Raw genomic sequence first — 15,673 nt, forward strand, 5'->3', positions numbered from 1 at the left:
AGTTCTCCATAGGGGCCGGATCGGGGGTATTTCCCCCTGTCCGTCCTGGCGACCGGGTGCCACCCTGGAAGCCGGGGGCCGGACGGGGTGGGAGGGCTGGGATGACCGTCGACCACGAGATGATCGCCGAGGACGCGGCGAACGGCGAGCAGGTGACACCGACCGACGAGGTGTCCACGGCCACCATGGTCGGATACGCCGTCGCCGGGATCGCCGTCGTCGGCTGGTTCCTCTTCGGGTGGCTGGTGCAACGGCAGGGCTTCATCGACTCGGTCGGTGAGGCCGCCGGCACCAGCTTCGCCCTGCTGCTCATCGTCTCCGTCATCGGCACCGTCCGTCGCAGCCGCCGTTGAGCGGCAGCGGCGGACGGCACCGCCGGGGCGGTCAGTTCTCCCGGACGGCCGCGGTGATCCGGTGCAGGGCGAAGGTGTGCAGCATCTCGGTCCGCTCGTCCTCGGCACGCAGGTAGCCGGCACCGATCGACACCGGCCGCAGCAGCCGGGACAGCGTCGCCCCGTGGGCGTCGACGTAGCCGACCCAGACCAGCGCCTTGTCCCGGACCGCCTGCTGGAGCACCGCCAGGGCCTCGGCGTGACCGTGTGCGGGCATCGGGCCGGCCGCCGCGCGGGCCGCACCGCCCCGGACCACCGCCGGGGCCCGCCGGGCCGCCCGCGCCGCCGCCTCGCCCCGCCGGATCTGCTCCACCACACCCAACAGCCGGGGCAGCGCCAACCGGGGCGTGGCCAGCGGGTCCACCGCCCGACCGGTCAGCGGCACCCGGGCCGGTGCCCGCCGTACCCGGGGCCGGGCCAGCACCGTCGTGCCGCTGGCGTCCTCCGGCACCGGGGAGTACCCGGCGTCCCGCAGCGCGGTCAACATCCGCCCCACCTGGTACGGCGTGCACAGCACCGTCGGGGCCAGCCGGCGGAACGCCAACGGCGTCAGCCGCCGGTCGGCCAGCACCTCCGCGAGCAGCGCCTCGTCGTCACTGCGCACGTACCCGCCGGCGGAGCCGACCCGCAGCCCGCCGTGCTGACGGGCCACGTCGTCCACCAGGTAGGTCAACCCCTGCGGGATCGGGGTACGCGACCGCCGCCGGAACAGGTCGTGCAGGTCGTCGGCCGTGTAACCGGAATCCAGGGCCCGCCGGACGCTGGCCGTGGTGACCCGGTGCACGCTGGCCCCACCCGCCGACTCCGGTTCGGTCACCGTCTCCAGTTCGGCGGCGAGCGTCGGGTCGGGTGGGCCGGGCACCACCACACTCAGGTCGGCCTGCACCAGGAAGTGGTCGACCGGTGCGGGAAGCAGGGCGTCCAGCGCCCGTACCGTGCCCGACGGGTCACCGCTGTCGACGTCGGAACGCAACCCCAGCGGGTCGTCCCCACCCCGCTCGTCGGTGTCCGTCACGTCGGCGAGCAGCAGCCGCCCGTACGAGGTGAGCGCGCCGAGGCCGGTCACCCCCAGCCGGGCCGCCTCGGTCAGCACCTCCCGGTGCGCGGCCTCCCGCCCCCGGCTGCGCCGGGGGGCCCGCCAGTCGAGCAGCGCCAGCACCTCCTCGGCGGTGGGTGAAGTGGCAGGTTCCAGTTCGGCCAGCACCCCGAGCACCGCCCGGCGGGCGGCCGGCGCACCGGCCCGCTCCGCCTCGGCGGAGAGCACACTGATCGGCCGGTCCCGGTCGTCGCGCTGCCCCACCAGGCCGGCCTGCCGGCTCATCGTCAACCACGCGCGGGCCAACTGCTCCCAGCGGTGGGCCAGCGACACCGCCCGCCACACCTCGTACGCCCCGGTGGGCAGCACCTGCTGTTCGCCGCCGTACCGGCTGGCGGCGGCGGGGAGGTCCAGCTCACCGAGGAGACCTGCCGCGTACGCCACCTCGACCAGCAGTGCTGTCGTCGGCTCGTCCAGGGCCACCGTGCGGGCCAGCCGACGCAGGTCGCGTACCCCGATCCCGCCGGAGCGCAGCACCGGTGCCGGCTCGGCGGTCAACGCCTCCAGCAGCGCCTCGGTGTGCCGTACCACCTCCATGGTCTGCCCGACCCCGGCGGAGTCGACGGCCTTGGGTTCCCGGGGCGGCGCGGCGACCGGCGGCGGGTCGATCCGCAGCGGTCCGAGCGGGCCGGTGTCCCGGCGCAGCAGCAGCCCCACCTCGCGGGGCAGCTCGACCGTCCCGGCGGAGACCGCCACCAGCAGCCGGGCCTCGACCAGCCAGCGCACCGGCGACCCGGTCGGGGCGCCACCGTTGGTCGGGTCGGGCGGCACGTCGCCCTCCGCGCCGAGCGCCGGTGCCTGCAACGATCCGGGCGGCACGCTGCCGACCGGTGGACCGGCGGCGAGCCGGTCCAGGACCGCCCGCGCCGACGGGGGCGCGGCGAGCAGCGTCCGGCGCAGTTTCGCGGCGTCCGCGCAGAGCGCCGCCGCCCGCAGGTCCAGCTCCTCCGCCGGCCGACCCAGCCCCGCCGGGTACGGGGCCAGCTCGTCCACGCTGCCGGTGACCCGCAGCGCCTGCTCCGGGCCGTACAGCAGGAACCGGGCGCGGAGCCGGTCGACCGCGCCGCGGACCGTGGCCGGGGCGGGTGGGCGCGGCCCGGCGGCGGCCAGGGCGAGGACCGCCTCGGTGGAGGTGGTGCCGTCCGACGGGTCGCGGGTGAGCCGGGCGGCGTCGAGGATCTGGAGGGTGAACTGGTCCAGCCCGTCGAGCGCGCGGGCGACCGACACCCGCGACTCGGCCCGCAGGGCGAGCGCGGAGACGTCGGCCGGCACCGGCACGACGAGGTCGGGCCGCAGTTGGAGCAGCGCGGCGAGCGCCTCGTCGGGCAGCGCGCGCAGCTGGTCGGCGAGTGAGGTGGTCATCGTCGTTCCACGCTAGCCCGCTGCCGCCCGATCGCGCCGCCCGGACGTCCGGCTCGGGCGACCTGTCCGGGTACCTTCGCAGAATGTCCGCGCTGATGGTCGGGTTCGACCTCGACATGACCCTGATCGACTCCCGCCCCGGCATCGCCGCCGCCTACCGGGCGCTCACCGCCCGTACGGGTGTGCCGGTCGACGCCGAGCTGGCCGTCTCCCGGCTCGGCCCACCGCTGCGCACCGAACTCGCCCACTGGTTCCCGGCCGAGCAGGTCGAGGAGGCGGTGACGCTCTACCGGGAGCTGTACCCCGCGTACGCGATCACCCCGTCGGTGCCGATGCCCGGGGCCCGGGAGGCGGTCGACGCGGTGCACGCGCACGGCGGCCGGGTGATGGTCGTCACCTCCAAGATCGGCCGGCTGGCCCGGCTGCACCTGGACCACCTCGGGCTGGCGGTCGACGAGTTGGCCGGCGACCTCTTCGCCGAGCAGAAGGCGACCTCGTTGCGGGAGCACGGTGCCGCGCTCTACGTCGGTGACCACGTGGCGGACATGGTGGCGGCCGGCGCTGCCGGCATCCCGGGCGTGGGCGTGGCGACCGGCCCCTGCCCGGCGGAGGACCTGCGCGCGGCCGGGGCGCAGGTGGTGCTCGACGACCTCACCGGATTCCCGGCGGCGCTCGACCGGATCATCGGGCTAGCCTTGGAGCAGTAGTCGTATCGAGTGAAGCAGGGGTCTCCAAGGTGCCGACGGGGCGAGTGAAGTGGTATGACGCGGCCAAGGGATACGGGTTCGTCACCAGCGACGAGGGTGGCGACGTGTTCCTGCCGAAGGGCGCGCTGCCCGCGGGCGTCACCGACCTCAAGGGTGGGCAACGGGTCGACTTCAGCGTGGTGGACAGCCGGCGCGGCGCCCAGGCGATGGGGGTCAAGCTGCTGGACGCGCCGCCGTCCATGGCCGAGCTGCGCCGTCGGCCGGCCGAGGAGCTGCACGGCCTGGTCGAGGACATGATCAAGGTGCTGGAGGCGAAGGTCCAGCCGGATCTGCGCCGGGGCCGGTTTCCCGACAAGAAGACCGCGCAGAAGATCGCTCAGCTGGTCCACGCGGTGGCCCGCGAGCTGGAGGTCTGAGGCACCAGCCCGGCGTCGGCGGCCCGGCCCAGCAGCGCCTCCACGGCGGCGAACCCCGCGTCCCCCAGGTCGGCGGTGAATTCGTTGACATAGAGGTCGATATGCCGGTCCACCACGTCGGGCTCCATCTCCTGCGCGTGCGCGAGCACGTACTCCCGGCTGGCCGACGGGTCGGCCCACGCCTGGCGTACCGACTCGCGGACCCAGCCGGTGGCGGCCACCGGGTCCACCGCGCCCTTGCGGGCCAGGATCGCCCCGAGCGGGATGGGCAGGCCGGTGTCGGCCTCCCACCACTCGCCCAGGTCCACCAGCGCGGTCAGCCCGTGCCGGTGGTAGGTGAAACGGGCCTCGTGGATCACCAGCCCGGCGTCGTACCGGCCGGCCGCGACGCCCGGCATGATCTCGTGGAACGGCACGATCTCGATCCGGGCCGGCGGCTGTCCGGCCGACCAGAGCCGGAACAGCAGGTACGCCGTGGTCCGGTCACCGGGCACCGCCACCGTGGCTCCGCTCAGGTCGGCCCGGTCGGCCCCCGCACGGGTGAGCACGAGGGGGCCGCAGCCACGGCCGAGCGCACCGCCGCAGGGCAGCAGGTGGTAGTCGTCGAGCAGCCAGGGGAGCGCGGCGTAGCTGACCTTCACCAGGTCGAAGGCGCCCCGTTCGGCGGCCGTGTTGGTGACGTCGACGTCGGCGAAGGTCACCTCGACCGGCGGCGCGCCCGGCACCCGGCCGTGCACCAGCGCGTCGAAGACGAAGGTGTCGTTGGGGCAGGGCGAGATCGCCAGGGAGAGCGCCACGTCCCCACCGTAACCCCCTCCCGACCTTCCTCCTGCCCAGCCCCGCCCCGATGTGACCCCGCCCCCGCCGACGACATTCGTCCCGTCCGCGGTCCTCTGCCGGCCGGTCCTCTGCCGGCCCGTCCGCCGTGGATCGGGCCGCTGACCGCACGTTCCGGCCGTCCCACCGGGGGTCGGTCGGGTCCGGATTCGGGCGGACCCGGGCGGGGCGAGGAGTCCTCCTGCGCGTCCTTTCGATCTGACGACGTCAGCGATTCAGGAACGGCTCCGGCCGCCAGGCATCTACCCCGCCGGGTGGTTGGCTGCCCGGTGGTGCGGTGGTGCGGTGGCCCGGTGGTGCGGATGATTCGGTGAGGTCATCAGCTCGAAAGGACGCGACCCCGACACCTTGTCCCCAGCTCCAGCGGGTTTCCACAGGGTTATCCACAGCCGGGGGTGGGGCTGTTGAAACCGCGCCGAGGCGGCGGGAGCATGGCGGGGTGACGACGGAGGATGCCCCGCTGGCCGACCTGGGCCGGACGGTTCGGGCGCTGCGCCGGGAGGCCGACCTGAGCCAGCGGGAGCTGGCCCGGTGCTCAGGGGTGCCCCAGGCGACCATCGCCCGGATCGAGTCCGGCAGGGCGACCGACCCACGGTTCCACACGGTCGAGCGACTGGTGCGGGCGGTCGGCGGGACCCTGACGGTCGCACTGCCGGTCGGGCCGGCTTCCGCAGCGGCCCCGCCCGCGATCCCGACCACCGCTGCGATTACCGCATCGGCCGCCGAGGTGACCTGCGCGCTTCCGCCGGTCCCGCACGACGACCTGCGGGACACCGCCGGGCGGCGCTACCCGGCCCACCTCGACGTCTGGCCGGTGCGGGAGCCGAAGGACTGGCCGGGTGCCTGGTGGGCGGACTGGTACAACCTGCCACCCGCGCTGTGGCCGCTGCGGTTGCCGCCGGCGGCGTACGAACGGAATCGGGGTCACCGGGACCGGCGGCGGGCGGCGGAGCGGGTACGTCGGGACGCCAGGGTCCGGTGGGTGGAGGGCGACGGGCGGCCGGCGACGGCCTGGCGGTTCGTGGCCGAACTGCCCGACGGCACCCTCCTGGGGGAACTGCGCGCCCACGAGCGTGCCCCGCACCTGGTCTACGGTGACGACTACGGGGACCGGCCGCGCGAACTCGTGCTCGACGGAGTGCTGGTCGCGGTCGGGCACCGCCGGATCGGCACCGGTGAGCGGCTGGTGGCGGCCATGGCGGCGGATGGACGACACGGGCATCGGCCTGGTCCGCACTGTGGTCGAGGACCACATCGCCATCCGCTTCCTGGCTGCCTGCGGGTTCCGGGTCGCGCCCGGACGTCCCCTCGCCATGACCCTGGAACGCCCGGCCGGTCCCGCGCCCCGCCCGGCATGACCGCCCGGCATGAAACCCGGCCGTCAACCCGCGGTGCCCCGCCGGCACGGGGCCGGTGGGTACCGCTCAGGACAGCGCGCTGGCCGCCTCGGTCAGGGCGGTGAACGCCTCCCGCATCCGCCAGCCGTCGCGGTCCCGGGGGCCGACCGGGTTCGAGACGGTACGCAGCTCGGCGAAGGGGATGCCGGCCTGCGCGGCGGCGACCGCCACCGCGTACCCCTCCATGGCCTCGGCCACCGCGTCGGGGTGCCGGTCGGCCAGGGTGGTGGTGCTCGCGGCCGTGCCGGTGACCGTGCTTACCGTCAGCACCGTCCCGACGACCGCCTGCGGGAGGGCGGCGCGCAGCGCGCCCAGCAGCGCCGGGTCTACGTCGATGGTGGGGCCGCCACCGAGCAGTTCCGGGGGCATGCCCAGTTCGTCGACGGGGATGAAGCCCGTCGGGGACTCGGCACCGAGGTCCGCGGCGACGCTGCGGGAGGCGAGCACCGTGGCGCCGACCGGGGCGCGGCCGGCGAAACCGCCGGCGATCCCGGCGCTGACCACCGCACGGTACGGGCGGCCGGCGGCCTCGGCCAGGGCCAGCATCCGGGCCGTGGTGGCACCGGCGACGGCCGGGCCCACGCCGACCGCCCGGACGGTCACCGTCGGATCGGTCAGCCCCGCCCGGACGGCCTCCGCCTCGGCCGGTACGGCGGTCAGCACCAGCAGGCCCGTCACGACACCGGCCCCGGCGACTGCCGTCGCTGGTCGTCGTCGGCACCGCTGCCGCTGCCCGTCACGGCCGAGGACGGCCGGTAGATGTGGTAGCCCGGCGGGGCCAGCCCGTCACCGGAACGGCCGGAGCCACCCGCCCCGCTCGGTGCCGGTGAGGTGGGTGCGGCGCGGGCCGCCGCCTCGGCCGCGGCGTCGTCCGCGCTGTCGGCAAGCTGATCGGTGGTCAGGTCGGCGCGGTCGCCACCCGGTCGGTCGGCGGCGTCCCCGCCGGCTCGGGCCGCCGGGTCGTCGGTGACGCCACGGGCGCGGCGGGCGCGGCGGGCCTCGTCGTCGGCGGCGTCGGCCTGGTCCTGCGCGGCCAGTTCCTCGTCGGTGAGCGGCCGGCCGAGCAGCCGCTGGGCGCGCAGCCGACCGGCCACGACGACCCCCCGGACGGCAGCGAGGACCCCCACCCCGGCGGCCACCGCGATGCCGATCCGACCCTCGAACGGGACGAGACCGAGCCCACCCCCGGCGACGAAGGCGAGCATCAGGACGGTCTCCGAGTGGGCGAAGGAGCTGGCCCGCAGCCGTTCGGGAATCCGCTCCTGGATCGAGGCGTCGACGGCGAGCTTGGCGATCCCGCTGGACAGGGCGGCGACCAGGCAGAACAACGCCACCATCGGCAGCGAGAACTTCAACACGGTCAGGATGCCCACCCCGGCCACGATGATCATCGTGCTGGACTGGATGGCCGCCGGCCGGTGGATGCGCAGCCGGGTACCGACCGCGGTGGCCAGGAAACCGCCCACCGCCAGCGCCCCGCCGATCAGGCCCAGCGCCGCCTGGTCGTTGAGTTCCCGGCCGAACAGGTCGTTGGTCAGGTCCCCCTTCTTCAGCGCGAACGCCAGGAAGAGCAGGAGGAAGCCGTAGAGCGCGCGGAGCCCCGCCGCCCCGATCAGGGTGGCGATCACCAGCCGGCCCGCCGGTCGTCCCCGGCCCAGTGGACGGTCGCCCTTGCGGCGCAGCGCCCGCAGCGGTCGGGGCACCCGCTCGGGCGGCTCGGAGTCCGCCCGGGGTGGCAGCCGCAGCGCGATCACCATGCCGACCAGGAAGATGACCGAGGCGACCCGCAGCGGCCACTGCGGCCCGAACCAGAACGCCGCCAGCCCCAGCGGGGCCACTAGCGCCCCGGCCACCGTGCCGTAGACGCTGGCCCGCGCCCCCACCTGGGACAACCCGAGCCCCTCCGGCAGCAACCGGGGTACGGCGGCGGACCGGGCCACCCCGTACGCCCGGGAGAGCGCCAGCACGCCGAACGCGGCCGGGTAGAGCCCGAGGCTGCCGAGGTAGTCGGAGATCAGCCAGGCGAGGAAGGCCCGGCCGAGCATGGTGGTGGCGAGCGCGTACCGGCGGCCGTGCCGGAAGTGGTCGAGCAGCGGGCCGACCACGGGGGCCAGCATCGCGAACGGCACCATCGTGACCAGCAGGTAGAGCGCGACCTTGCTGCGGGCCTCACCGAGCGGGACGTCGAAGAAGATGGTCCCGGCCAGCCCGATGGCGATCAACGTGTCCCCGGCGCAGGAGACGGCGTGCAGGTCGAACAGGCGGACCATGCCGGCCTCGCCGCCGGCCCCCCGCGCGCGGGCCGAGCCGGCGCGGCGGGTCACCCAGCGTCCGCCGTTGACCGAGCCGCGGAGCAGCAGGCGGGTGGCGCGGATGCCGGTGCCGACGGTCCGTCCCAGGACGGACGACCCGGAGCGGGAGAACAGCGGCATGTGCACCATCCTTGCCCATCTGCTCCGGGTACGCCGCACCACGGGGAAGACTCACTCGGGGAGTGCCTGTCGGCGCGCGGCGCGCATGGGGAACAATGGTCGGGTGACCAGGCCCGCTCCCGCCCGTGCCGCCCGCCTCGACCAGGTCTGCGCCGCCGCCGTCGAGGTGGCCCGCGACGCCATCACCGAGGTGGAGCCCTCCGACATCGGCGACCACCTGCGGGCCGTCGCCGAGGGCGACCGGGTCGTCACCCACTACTTCGAGTGTCTGCTCGGTGGCTACCGGGGCTGGCGTTGGGCGGTGACGGTCACCCGGGTGCCGCGCAGTCGGCAGGTCACCGTCTGTGAGACGGTGCTGCTGCCCGGCTCCGACGCGCTGCTCGCGCCGGGCTGGCTGCCCTGGCAGGAACGCCTCCAGCCGGGTGACCTCGGCCCCGGTGACCTGCTGCCCACCCCGTCGGACGACGACCGGCTCGCCCCCGGCTACCTGCTCTCCGACGACCCGGCCGTCGAGGAGACCTCCTGGGAGTTGGGCCTGGGTCGCCCCCGGGTGCTGTCCCGGGAGGGGCGGGCCGAGGCGGCCCAACGCTGGTACGACGGTGACCACGGCCCGTCGGCGCCGATCTCCACCGCCGCCCCCGCGTCGGCCCGCTGCGGCACCTGCGGCTTCTACCTGCCGCTGGCCGGTGCGCTCCGGCAGGCGTTCGGGGCCTGCGGCAACTTCTACGCCCCCGACGACGGTCGGGTGGTCAGCGCCGACCACGGCTGTGGCGCGCACTCGGAGACCCTGGTGGAGACCCCGGAGCCGGTGGTCGACGAGCTTCCGACGGTGTACGACGACAGCGCGGTCGAGTCGATGACGGTGGACGGCGCGTCCACGGCCGACGAGCCCGCGCCGGTGGAGTCGGCCGAACCCGCCTGACCACCGACCGCTCAGCCCCGGCGGGCGGATTCCCGACGGCGGCGACGGTGGGCGTCGTGCCGCATCATCGTGGCCAGACCGGGAAAGCCCCACAGGAATCCGGCCAGGCAGGTCCAGAGCCAGTCCTGGTGGCCGTGTTCGGTGAGCCACCCACGGAAGAAGACCAGCAGGAGGAGCCCGGCCACCGCCCAGGCGATCAGCCCGGCGACGGCGAACGGGACCATCGGCGGGTCGAGTGGTTCGGGTCGGGGTGGTTGCTCCTGCGGCACGGGCAGAAGCGTACCGCGAAGTACTTTCCCGGCCCGCCGCTGATCTGGGACGATGCGCGCGACAACGGTAGATCATTTGCGAGGACCTGATGGCCATTGCGCCGCCGGACAACGGCATTCCCTCTGATCCCGCTCAACCCCGGAACGGTTTCGACCGGTTCTTCGAGGTCTCCGCCCGTGGCTCGACGATGAGCCGCGAGGTACGGGGTGGCCTGGCGACCTTCTTCACGATGGCGTACATCGTGGTACTGAATCCGTTGATCCTGGGCGGGGCCGTCGACGGTGACGACCAGAAGCTCTCGATCCCCGCGTTGGCCGCCGCGACCGCGCTGGTGGCGGGCCTGATGACGATCCTGATGGGGGTCGTCGGGCGGTTCCCGATGGCGCTGGCCGCCGGTCTGGGGGTGAACGCGCTCGTCGCGTTCGAGATCGCCCCGCAGATGACCTGGGCGGACGCGATGGGGCTGGTGGTGATCGAGGGTGTGCTCATCGCGATCCTCGTGCTCACCGGCCTGCGTACGGCGGTGTTCCGCTCGGTCCCGACGCAGCTCAAGACCGCGATCGGGGTCGGCATCGGGTTGTTCCTGACCATCATCGGGTTGGTCGACGCCGGTTTCGTCAGGCGGGTGCCGGACGCGGCGAACAGCACCGTGCCGGTGGGCCTCGGCATCAACGGCAAGATCGTCAGTTGGCCGATGCTGGTCTTCGTGGTGGGCCTGCTGGTGACGTTGGTGCTGGTGGTACGCCGGGTGCGCGGCGCGATCCTGATCGGCATCCTGGCCTCGACCGTGCTGGCGATCATCGTGGAGGCGGTCGCCAAGGTGGGCCCGTCCTTCGTCGACGGCAAGCCCAACCCGCACGGCTGGTCGCTGAACGTGCCGAAGCTGCCCGAGCGGCTCGTCGACATTCCCGACCTGTCGCTGCTGGGCAACTTCAACGTGCTGGGCTCGTGGAGCCGGGCCGGCTGGCTGATCCCGCTGATGTTCGTCTTCACCCTGTTGATCACGGACTTCTTCGACACGATGGGCACGATGGTCGCGATCGGCCAGGAGGGGGACATGCTCGACGAGCAGGGCACCCCGCCCCGGGCGAAGGAGATCCTGCTGGTCGACTCGATCGCCGCGGCGGCGGGTGGCGCGGCGAGCGTCTCCAGCAACACGTCGTACATCGAGAGCGCGTCGGGGGTCGCGGAGGGTGCCCGGACCGGGGTGGCCAACCTGGTCACCGGCGCCCTGTTCCTGCTGGCGATGTTCCTGTCGCCGCTGTCCACGGTGGTGCCGTTCGAGGCGGCCTCGACGGCGCTGGTGGTGGTCGGGTTCCTGATGATGACCGCGGTGCGGACGATCGACTGGACCGACTACGAGATCGCCATCCCGGCGTTCCTCACCATCACCCTGATGCCGTTCACCTACTCGATCTCCAACGGCATCGGCGCGGGCATCATCAGCTACGTGGTGCTCAAGCTGGCCAGGGGGAAGGCGCGGCAGGTCCATCCGCTGCTCTACGCGGTGGCGGTGCTGTTCGTGCTCTACTTCCTGCGTGGGCCGATCGAGTCCGCGTTGATGTGACCCCACCCGTCGGCCTGCGGGCCGGGCGACCCGTCGGGATGCCCGGCCCGGGGCGGCGGCATTCCCCCTCGTGAGCATGGTCATATGGCATGTCATTAGCCAGGCTCATTAGTTAGGCTAACGACTGTGACGGAGCGGACGGTGACGGCGAACCGCGTGCCACCGGCGCAGCTGGCACCCCAGCTGCGAGATGCGATCACCCGACTCAACCGGCGGGTCCGGCAGGCCCGCCCGGTCGGCGACCTGACGGTCACCCAGCTCTCCGCGCTCACCAGCCTCCGGCTGGCGGGCGCGCTGACGCCCCGGGAACTGGCCGACGTCGAACGGGTCCAGCCACCGACGATGACCAAGATCGTCGCGAAGCTGGAGGAGCGCGGCCTGGTGCAGCGCACCCCCCACCCGACCGACGGCCGGCAGGTCATCCTGGCGGCCACCGAGGGAGGCCGGGCCGTGCTCGACCAGTTCGAGCGGGCCCGTAACGAGTGGCTGGCCAGCCGGCTGGCCGCGCTCACGGAGGACGAACGCGACACGCTACGGCGGGCCGCCGACATCCTCCAGCAGCTCGCCCGCGCCTGACGCCCCACCGGGTCCGCGCCGTCCGCCGTCGATGACGCGTACCCGGCCCGAGGAGGCGCACCAAGAGTGCAGGCGAAGCTGAGCACGATGTTCCAGTCCCTACGAGTCCGCAACTACCGACTCTTCGCCACCGGACAGCTGGTCAAACTGATCGGCGTCTGGATGATGTTCATCGCCCAGGACTGGCTCGTCCTTGAGCTTTCGGACAATTCCGCCACCGCGCTCGGCGTGGTCACCGCCCTCCAGTTCACCCCGGTGCTACTGCTCACCCTGCTCTCCGGCCGGCTCGCCGACCGGTACGACAAGCGGATGCTGCTCTTCGTCGCCAACGCCTTCTGGACGGTGCTGGCGCTGGGGATGAGCCTGCTGGTGCTCACCGGCCTGGTCGAGCTGTGGCACGTCTTCGCGTTCGCCGCCCTGCTCGGCATCGCCAACGCGGTGGAGACCCCGGTCCGGCAGGCGTTCGTCAGCGAACTCGTCGGTACCACCCTGCTGCCCAACGCGCTCTCGCTCAACGCGGCGGTGTTCAACTCGGCCCGGATCATCGGCCCCGCCGTCGCTGGCCTGGCCATCGCCGCGTTCGACGTCGGCCCGGTCTTCCTGTTCACCGCCGTCAGCTCCGTCGCGCCGCTGGCCAACGTGGTCCGGATGCGGCCGGCTGAGTTGTACCGCAAGGAACTCCCACCGCTCGGCGAGCGGGACTCGGCCAAGATCATCGACGGGCTGCGCTACGTCCGCAGCCGCCCCGACCTGCTGCTGCCGATGGTGGTCATGTCGGTGATCGGGATGTCGCTGTTCAACTTCCAGCTCACCCTCGCCGCGCTGGCCAAGACGGTCTTCCACACCGGGGCCGCGTCGTTCGGCCTGTTCAGCACCGCGCTGGCGGTCGGCGCGCTGGTCGGGGCGCTCGCCGGCACCGGCCGGCGCAGCCGCCCCTCGGTCTGGCTGGTGCTCGGCGCGGCCGTCGGCTGCGCGGTCTTCGGCACCCTGGTCGGCCTCGCCCCGGCGTACTGGCTGGTGGTGACCCTGCTCCTGCCGACCGGTTTCTTCATGGTCTTCTTCGCCCAGGCGGCCAACCAGCGGGTACAGCTCGGCACCGACGCCGCCTTCCGGGGCCGCGTGATGGCGCTGTGGGTGCTGGTGTTCCTGGGTACCAACCCGGTCGGCGCGCCGATCATCGGCTGGGTCGCCGAGACCTTCGGCGCCGGGGCGAGCATCTGGATGGGTGGGCTCATCTCCCTGGCCACCGCCCTGCTCGCGCTCACCTGGCAGCTCCGCCGCTCCGGTGCCCGGCTGCGTTTCCGGGTGCTGCCCATGCCCCGCTTCTACGTGGTGTCCCGCACCGGGCTGCTCACCCCCAGCGGGCGGTGAGCGGTGCCGTACGCCCCGGGGCGGCCACGGACAGCGTTCAGATAGCAACAAAGCGCTGGCGCGCGGCCCCGCCGGGCCTTAGCGTCGAGGTGTGGCAGGCGAAAGCGCACTGACGCTGATACTGGCTATCCTCGCCGTGGCCTGCCTGCCGGCGGCGTTCGCCCTGGTCTTCTGCTACGACGAGATCCTCGACCGGGTGGCCTGCGGCTGGGCCGAGTGGCGGGAACGCCGCCGGGAACGCCGCACCATCGCCCGGCTCGACCGGGCCCTCGCCGCCGACCCGGTCACCGGCGACCTCGACCTGACCGAACTGGACCGGGCCGACCGCCGCCCCCTCGAACTCCTCGCCGCCGACCTGCGCCGACTCGGCCGGCACCGGCTCGCCGCGGGCGGCCGCTCGGTGGTCTGGCACAGCTCGGTCATCGAGGCGTACGACGACCGGCTCCGCGCGGCCTGCCGGGCACTGGGGATCCCCGAGCACCTGGCCGAGTTGACCGGGGTCGACCGGGAGATCGAACGGGTCCGGGTCGAGGGGCTGCTCGCCGGGGCGGGGTTGGGGCTGCCGGCCACCCGCGCCGACCGTCGCCCCCGTGACCGGCGGGCGTGAGACTTTTCGTCGCGGTCTACCCGCCACCGTCCGCCGTCGCCGACCTCACCGCCCGGACGGCCCGGCTGCGGGTGGGCGCGGCCACCGCCGCCGGCCTCGACGTACGCCTGGCACAGCCGGCACACCTGCACGTCACGCTGGCCTTCCTCGGCGAGGTGACACCCGGTCGACTGCCCGGGGTGGAGGGTGCCCTCGCGGCGGCCGCCCGGACCGCCCGTGCCGGCTGGACGCATCCGCCCCGGCTGCGGCTGGGCGGCGGGGGCTGCTTCGGGCAGGGACGCTCCACGGTGCTCTGGGTGGACGTGCTGGGGGAGGTTCCGGCGCTGCGTACCCTGGCCGGGCTGATCCGCGCCGAACTGGACCGGGCCGGCCTGCCCTACGACGGGAAACCGTTGCGCCCGCACCTCACGCTGGCCCGTCCCGGGGACCGGCTCACCCCGGCCGAGGTGGAGGCCGACCGGCTCGCCCTCGACGCCCACCTCGGCCCGCCGTGGCCGGCCACCGACCTGGTGCTGGTCCACAGCCGCCCCGGCCCGCACCACACCGCCCTGGCCACCTGGCCCCTGTGACCGCGCCGCCTGGACGCGCGCCCCGACGCGTTGCCCCGGCGCAACGGGGGCGACACAGCGGTGTCCGAGCGCTCGGACACCGCCACATCGCCCCCGTTGAGTTGATCACCCCGGCGGGTGGGTCACCAGGCCCAGGCTTCCGGGCCGGGGCCGCCGTTGCCGACCGGCGGGAACAACTCGTCGAGCCGCTGCTCCGTCGCCTCGTCGATCTGCACCGACAGCGCCCCCAGGGTGTTGTCGAGCTGCGCCACCGTACGCGGGCCGATGATCGGGGCGGTCACCCCGGGCCGGGAGAGCAACCAGGCCAACGCCACGTCGGCCGGGTCCTGACCCAGCTCCGCGCAGAACTTCTCGTACGCCTCGATGGCCGGCCGGTGCGCGGCGAGCCCGTCGGCGGCCCGACCGGCCGTGCCCCGCGCGGCCCCGCCCTCGGCCATCTTGCGCAGCACCCCGGAGAGCAGCCCGCCGTGCAGCGGCGACCACGGGATGACCCCCAGCCCGTAGTGCTGCGCGGCGGGGATCACCTCCAGCTCGACGTGCCGGGTGAGCAGGTTGTAGATGGACTGCTCGGCGACCAGACCGAGGAAGTTGCGCTTCCCGGCGGCGGCCTGGGCCTGCGCGATGTGCCAACCGGCGAAGTTGGACGACCCGACGTAGATCACCTTGCCCTGCGCGACCAGGGTCTCCATCGCCTGCCAGATCTCCTCCCACGGGGTGCTGCGGGAGACGTGGTGCATCTGGTAGAGATCGATCACGTCGGTCTGGAGCCGGCGCAGCGAGTCCTCACAGGCCCGGACGATGTGCCTGGCGCTCAGGCCCTGGTCGTTGGGCCACTCGCCCATCTTGCCGTAGACCTTCGTGGCCAGGACGACCTTGTCCCGCCGGCCCCCGCCCTGGGCGAACCAGCGGCCGATGATCTGCTCGGTGATCCCCTCACCGGTCTGCCAGCCGTACACGTTGGCGGTGTCGAAGAAGTTGATGCCGTGTTCGAGCGCCCGGTCCATGATGGCGAAGCTGTCCGGCTCGGACGTCTGCGGCCCGAAGTTCATCGTGCCGAGGCAGAGCCGGCTCACCGACAGGCCGGTGCGTCCCAGATTCGTGTACTCCATGACTCCACCCTGTCACGCGCGGCGGAACGCCGCCGTGCACTGC

General features: G+C 73.8%; 16 protein-coding genes and 1 pseudogene. 11 read left to right on the forward strand and 6 right to left on the reverse strand.

The features are described from left to right. Window positions 1-101 precede the first annotated feature (101 nt). Window positions 102-353, forward strand: coding sequence for a hypothetical protein (locus B5D80_RS09905; RefSeq protein ID WP_088643514.1), 252 nt, complete (start codon window positions 102-104; stop codon window positions 351-353). Between the two features lie 31 nt (window positions 354-384). Here the strand turns inward: B5D80_RS09905 and B5D80_RS09910 are convergent, their stop codons facing one another. Further along, entirely contained in the window at window positions 385-2,850 is a 2,466-nt protein-coding gene (locus tag B5D80_RS09910) for a helicase-associated domain-containing protein (protein ID WP_088643515.1), read from the reverse strand. 83 nt (window positions 2,851-2,933) lie between these two features. Here B5D80_RS09910 and B5D80_RS09915 point away from each other — a divergent pair, with 83 nt between their 5' ends. Both B5D80_RS09915 and B5D80_RS09920 read left to right on the forward strand, forming a co-directional pair. Continuing rightward, window positions 2,934-3,557, forward strand: a complete 624-nt coding sequence (locus B5D80_RS09915; RefSeq protein WP_088643516.1) for an HAD family hydrolase — start codon at window positions 2,934-2,936, stop codon at window positions 3,555-3,557. A gap of 29 nt (window positions 3,558-3,586) precedes the next feature. Beyond that, complete coding sequence (locus tag B5D80_RS09920) at window positions 3,587-3,973, forward strand: cold-shock protein (protein ID WP_088643517.1); 387 nt, start codon at window positions 3,587-3,589, stop codon at window positions 3,971-3,973. On the opposite strand, the gene B5D80_RS09925 is transcribed toward B5D80_RS09920, so the two are convergent. Then, the gene (locus B5D80_RS09925; protein ID WP_088643518.1) at window positions 3,934-4,770 is read right to left on the reverse strand and encodes a 1,4-dihydroxy-6-naphtoate synthase; all 837 of its coding nucleotides are present in this window, start codon (window positions 4,768-4,770) and stop codon (window positions 3,934-3,936) included. The genes B5D80_RS09920 and B5D80_RS09925 overlap by 40 nt on opposite strands. Before the next feature lie 479 nt (window positions 4,771-5,249). Between B5D80_RS09925 and B5D80_RS35085 the strand changes: the two are divergent. Both B5D80_RS35085 and B5D80_RS34250 read left to right on the forward strand, forming a co-directional pair. Beyond that, a pseudogene (locus B5D80_RS35085) lies at window positions 5,250-5,438 on the forward strand (helix-turn-helix transcriptional regulator); the annotation flags it as partial. Window positions 5,439-6,015: 577 nt separating this feature from the next. Continuing rightward, window positions 6,016-6,168 carry a hypothetical protein gene (locus tag B5D80_RS34250; RefSeq protein WP_169733047.1) on the forward strand — a complete coding sequence of 51 codons (153 nt, stop codon included), beginning with the start codon at window positions 6,016-6,018 and terminating at the stop codon, window positions 6,166-6,168. Window positions 6,169-6,234: 66 nt separating this feature from the next. Here the strand turns inward: B5D80_RS34250 and B5D80_RS09935 are convergent, their stop codons facing one another. Then, the gene (locus B5D80_RS09935) at window positions 6,235-6,885 is read right to left on the reverse strand and encodes a futalosine hydrolase (protein ID WP_088643519.1); all 651 of its coding nucleotides are present in this window, start codon (window positions 6,883-6,885) and stop codon (window positions 6,235-6,237) included. After that, window positions 6,882-8,639: an MFS transporter gene (locus B5D80_RS09940; RefSeq protein ID WP_245854401.1), complete on the reverse strand. Its 1,758-nt coding sequence runs from the start codon at window positions 8,637-8,639 to the stop codon at window positions 6,882-6,884. Before B5D80_RS09940 ends, B5D80_RS09935 begins: the two co-directional genes overlap by 4 nt. 85 nt (window positions 8,640-8,724) lie before the next feature. On the opposite strand from B5D80_RS09940, the gene B5D80_RS09945 reads away from it, so the two are divergent. Then, on the forward strand, window positions 8,725-9,561 hold the full coding sequence (locus B5D80_RS09945) for a DUF3027 domain-containing protein (RefSeq protein ID WP_088643520.1): 837 nt from the start codon (window positions 8,725-8,727) through the stop codon (window positions 9,559-9,561). An 11-nt stretch (window positions 9,562-9,572) separates the two neighbouring features. Here the strand turns inward: B5D80_RS09945 and B5D80_RS09950 are convergent, their stop codons facing one another. Further along, entirely contained in the window at window positions 9,573-9,830 is a 258-nt protein-coding gene (locus tag B5D80_RS09950; RefSeq protein WP_088643521.1) for a DUF2530 domain-containing protein, read from the reverse strand. A gap of 89 nt (window positions 9,831-9,919) precedes the next feature. On the opposite strand from B5D80_RS09950, the gene B5D80_RS09955 reads away from it, so the two are divergent. The 5 genes from B5D80_RS09955 (at window position 9,920) to thpR (ending at window position 14,521) form a co-directional block, all read left to right on the forward strand. Then, window positions 9,920-11,398: an NCS2 family permease gene (locus B5D80_RS09955; RefSeq protein WP_088643522.1), complete on the forward strand. Its 1,479-nt coding sequence runs from the start codon at window positions 9,920-9,922 to the stop codon at window positions 11,396-11,398. 126 nt (window positions 11,399-11,524) lie between these two features. After that, window positions 11,525-11,974: a MarR family winged helix-turn-helix transcriptional regulator gene (locus tag B5D80_RS09960; RefSeq protein ID WP_204925864.1), complete on the forward strand. Its 450-nt coding sequence runs from the start codon at window positions 11,525-11,527 to the stop codon at window positions 11,972-11,974. 66 nt (window positions 11,975-12,040) lie between these two features. Then, the gene (locus B5D80_RS09965) at window positions 12,041-13,345 is read left to right on the forward strand and encodes an MFS transporter (RefSeq protein ID WP_088643523.1); all 1,305 of its coding nucleotides are present in this window, start codon (window positions 12,041-12,043) and stop codon (window positions 13,343-13,345) included. A gap of 91 nt (window positions 13,346-13,436) precedes the next feature. Continuing rightward, entirely contained in the window at window positions 13,437-13,952 is a 516-nt protein-coding gene (locus B5D80_RS09970) for a hypothetical protein (protein ID WP_088643524.1), read from the forward strand. Next, window positions 13,949-14,521 (forward strand): RNA 2',3'-cyclic phosphodiesterase, encoded by a 573-nt coding sequence (thpR, locus tag B5D80_RS09975; protein ID WP_088643525.1) that lies wholly within the window; start codon window positions 13,949-13,951, stop codon window positions 14,519-14,521. Before B5D80_RS09970 ends, thpR begins: the two co-directional genes overlap by 4 nt. A gap of 122 nt (window positions 14,522-14,643) precedes the next feature. Here the strand turns inward: thpR and B5D80_RS09980 are convergent, their stop codons facing one another. Further along, the gene (locus B5D80_RS09980; RefSeq protein WP_088643526.1) at window positions 14,644-15,630 is read right to left on the reverse strand and encodes an aldo/keto reductase; all 987 of its coding nucleotides are present in this window, start codon (window positions 15,628-15,630) and stop codon (window positions 14,644-14,646) included. Window positions 15,631-15,673 lie beyond the last annotated feature (43 nt).

The sequence above is a fragment of the Micromonospora wenchangensis genome, assembly GCF_002210435.1.
GTDB lineage: Bacteria > Actinomycetota > Actinomycetes > Mycobacteriales > Micromonosporaceae > Micromonospora > Micromonospora wenchangensis.

What these genes read in the sequence shown, in the direction of transcription:
- B5D80_RS34250 (WP_169733047.1), top strand. Translation starts at nt 6,016, where the DNA reads ATGGACGACACGGGCATCGGCCTGGTCCGCACTGTGGTCGAGGACCAC.
- B5D80_RS09980 (WP_088643526.1), bottom strand. Translation starts at nt 15,630, where the DNA reads ATGGAGTACACGAATCTGGGACGCACCGGCCTGTCGGTGAGCCGGCTC.
- B5D80_RS09940 (WP_245854401.1), bottom strand. Translation starts at nt 8,639, where the DNA reads ATGCCGCTGTTCTCCCGCTCCGGGTCGTCCGTCCTGGGACGGACCGTC.
- B5D80_RS09915 (WP_088643516.1), top strand. Translation starts at nt 2,934, where the DNA reads ATGTCCGCGCTGATGGTCGGGTTCGACCTCGACATGACCCTGATCGAC.
- B5D80_RS09905 (WP_088643514.1), top strand. Translation starts at nt 102, where the DNA reads ATGACCGTCGACCACGAGATGATCGCCGAGGACGCGGCGAACGGCGAG.
- B5D80_RS09945 (WP_088643520.1), top strand. Translation starts at nt 8,725, where the DNA reads ATGGGGAACAATGGTCGGGTGACCAGGCCCGCTCCCGCCCGTGCCGCC.
- B5D80_RS09955 (WP_088643522.1), top strand. Translation starts at nt 9,920, where the DNA reads ATGGCCATTGCGCCGCCGGACAACGGCATTCCCTCTGATCCCGCTCAA.
- B5D80_RS09910 (WP_088643515.1), bottom strand. Translation starts at nt 2,850, where the DNA reads ATGACCACCTCACTCGCCGACCAGCTGCGCGCGCTGCCCGACGAGGCG.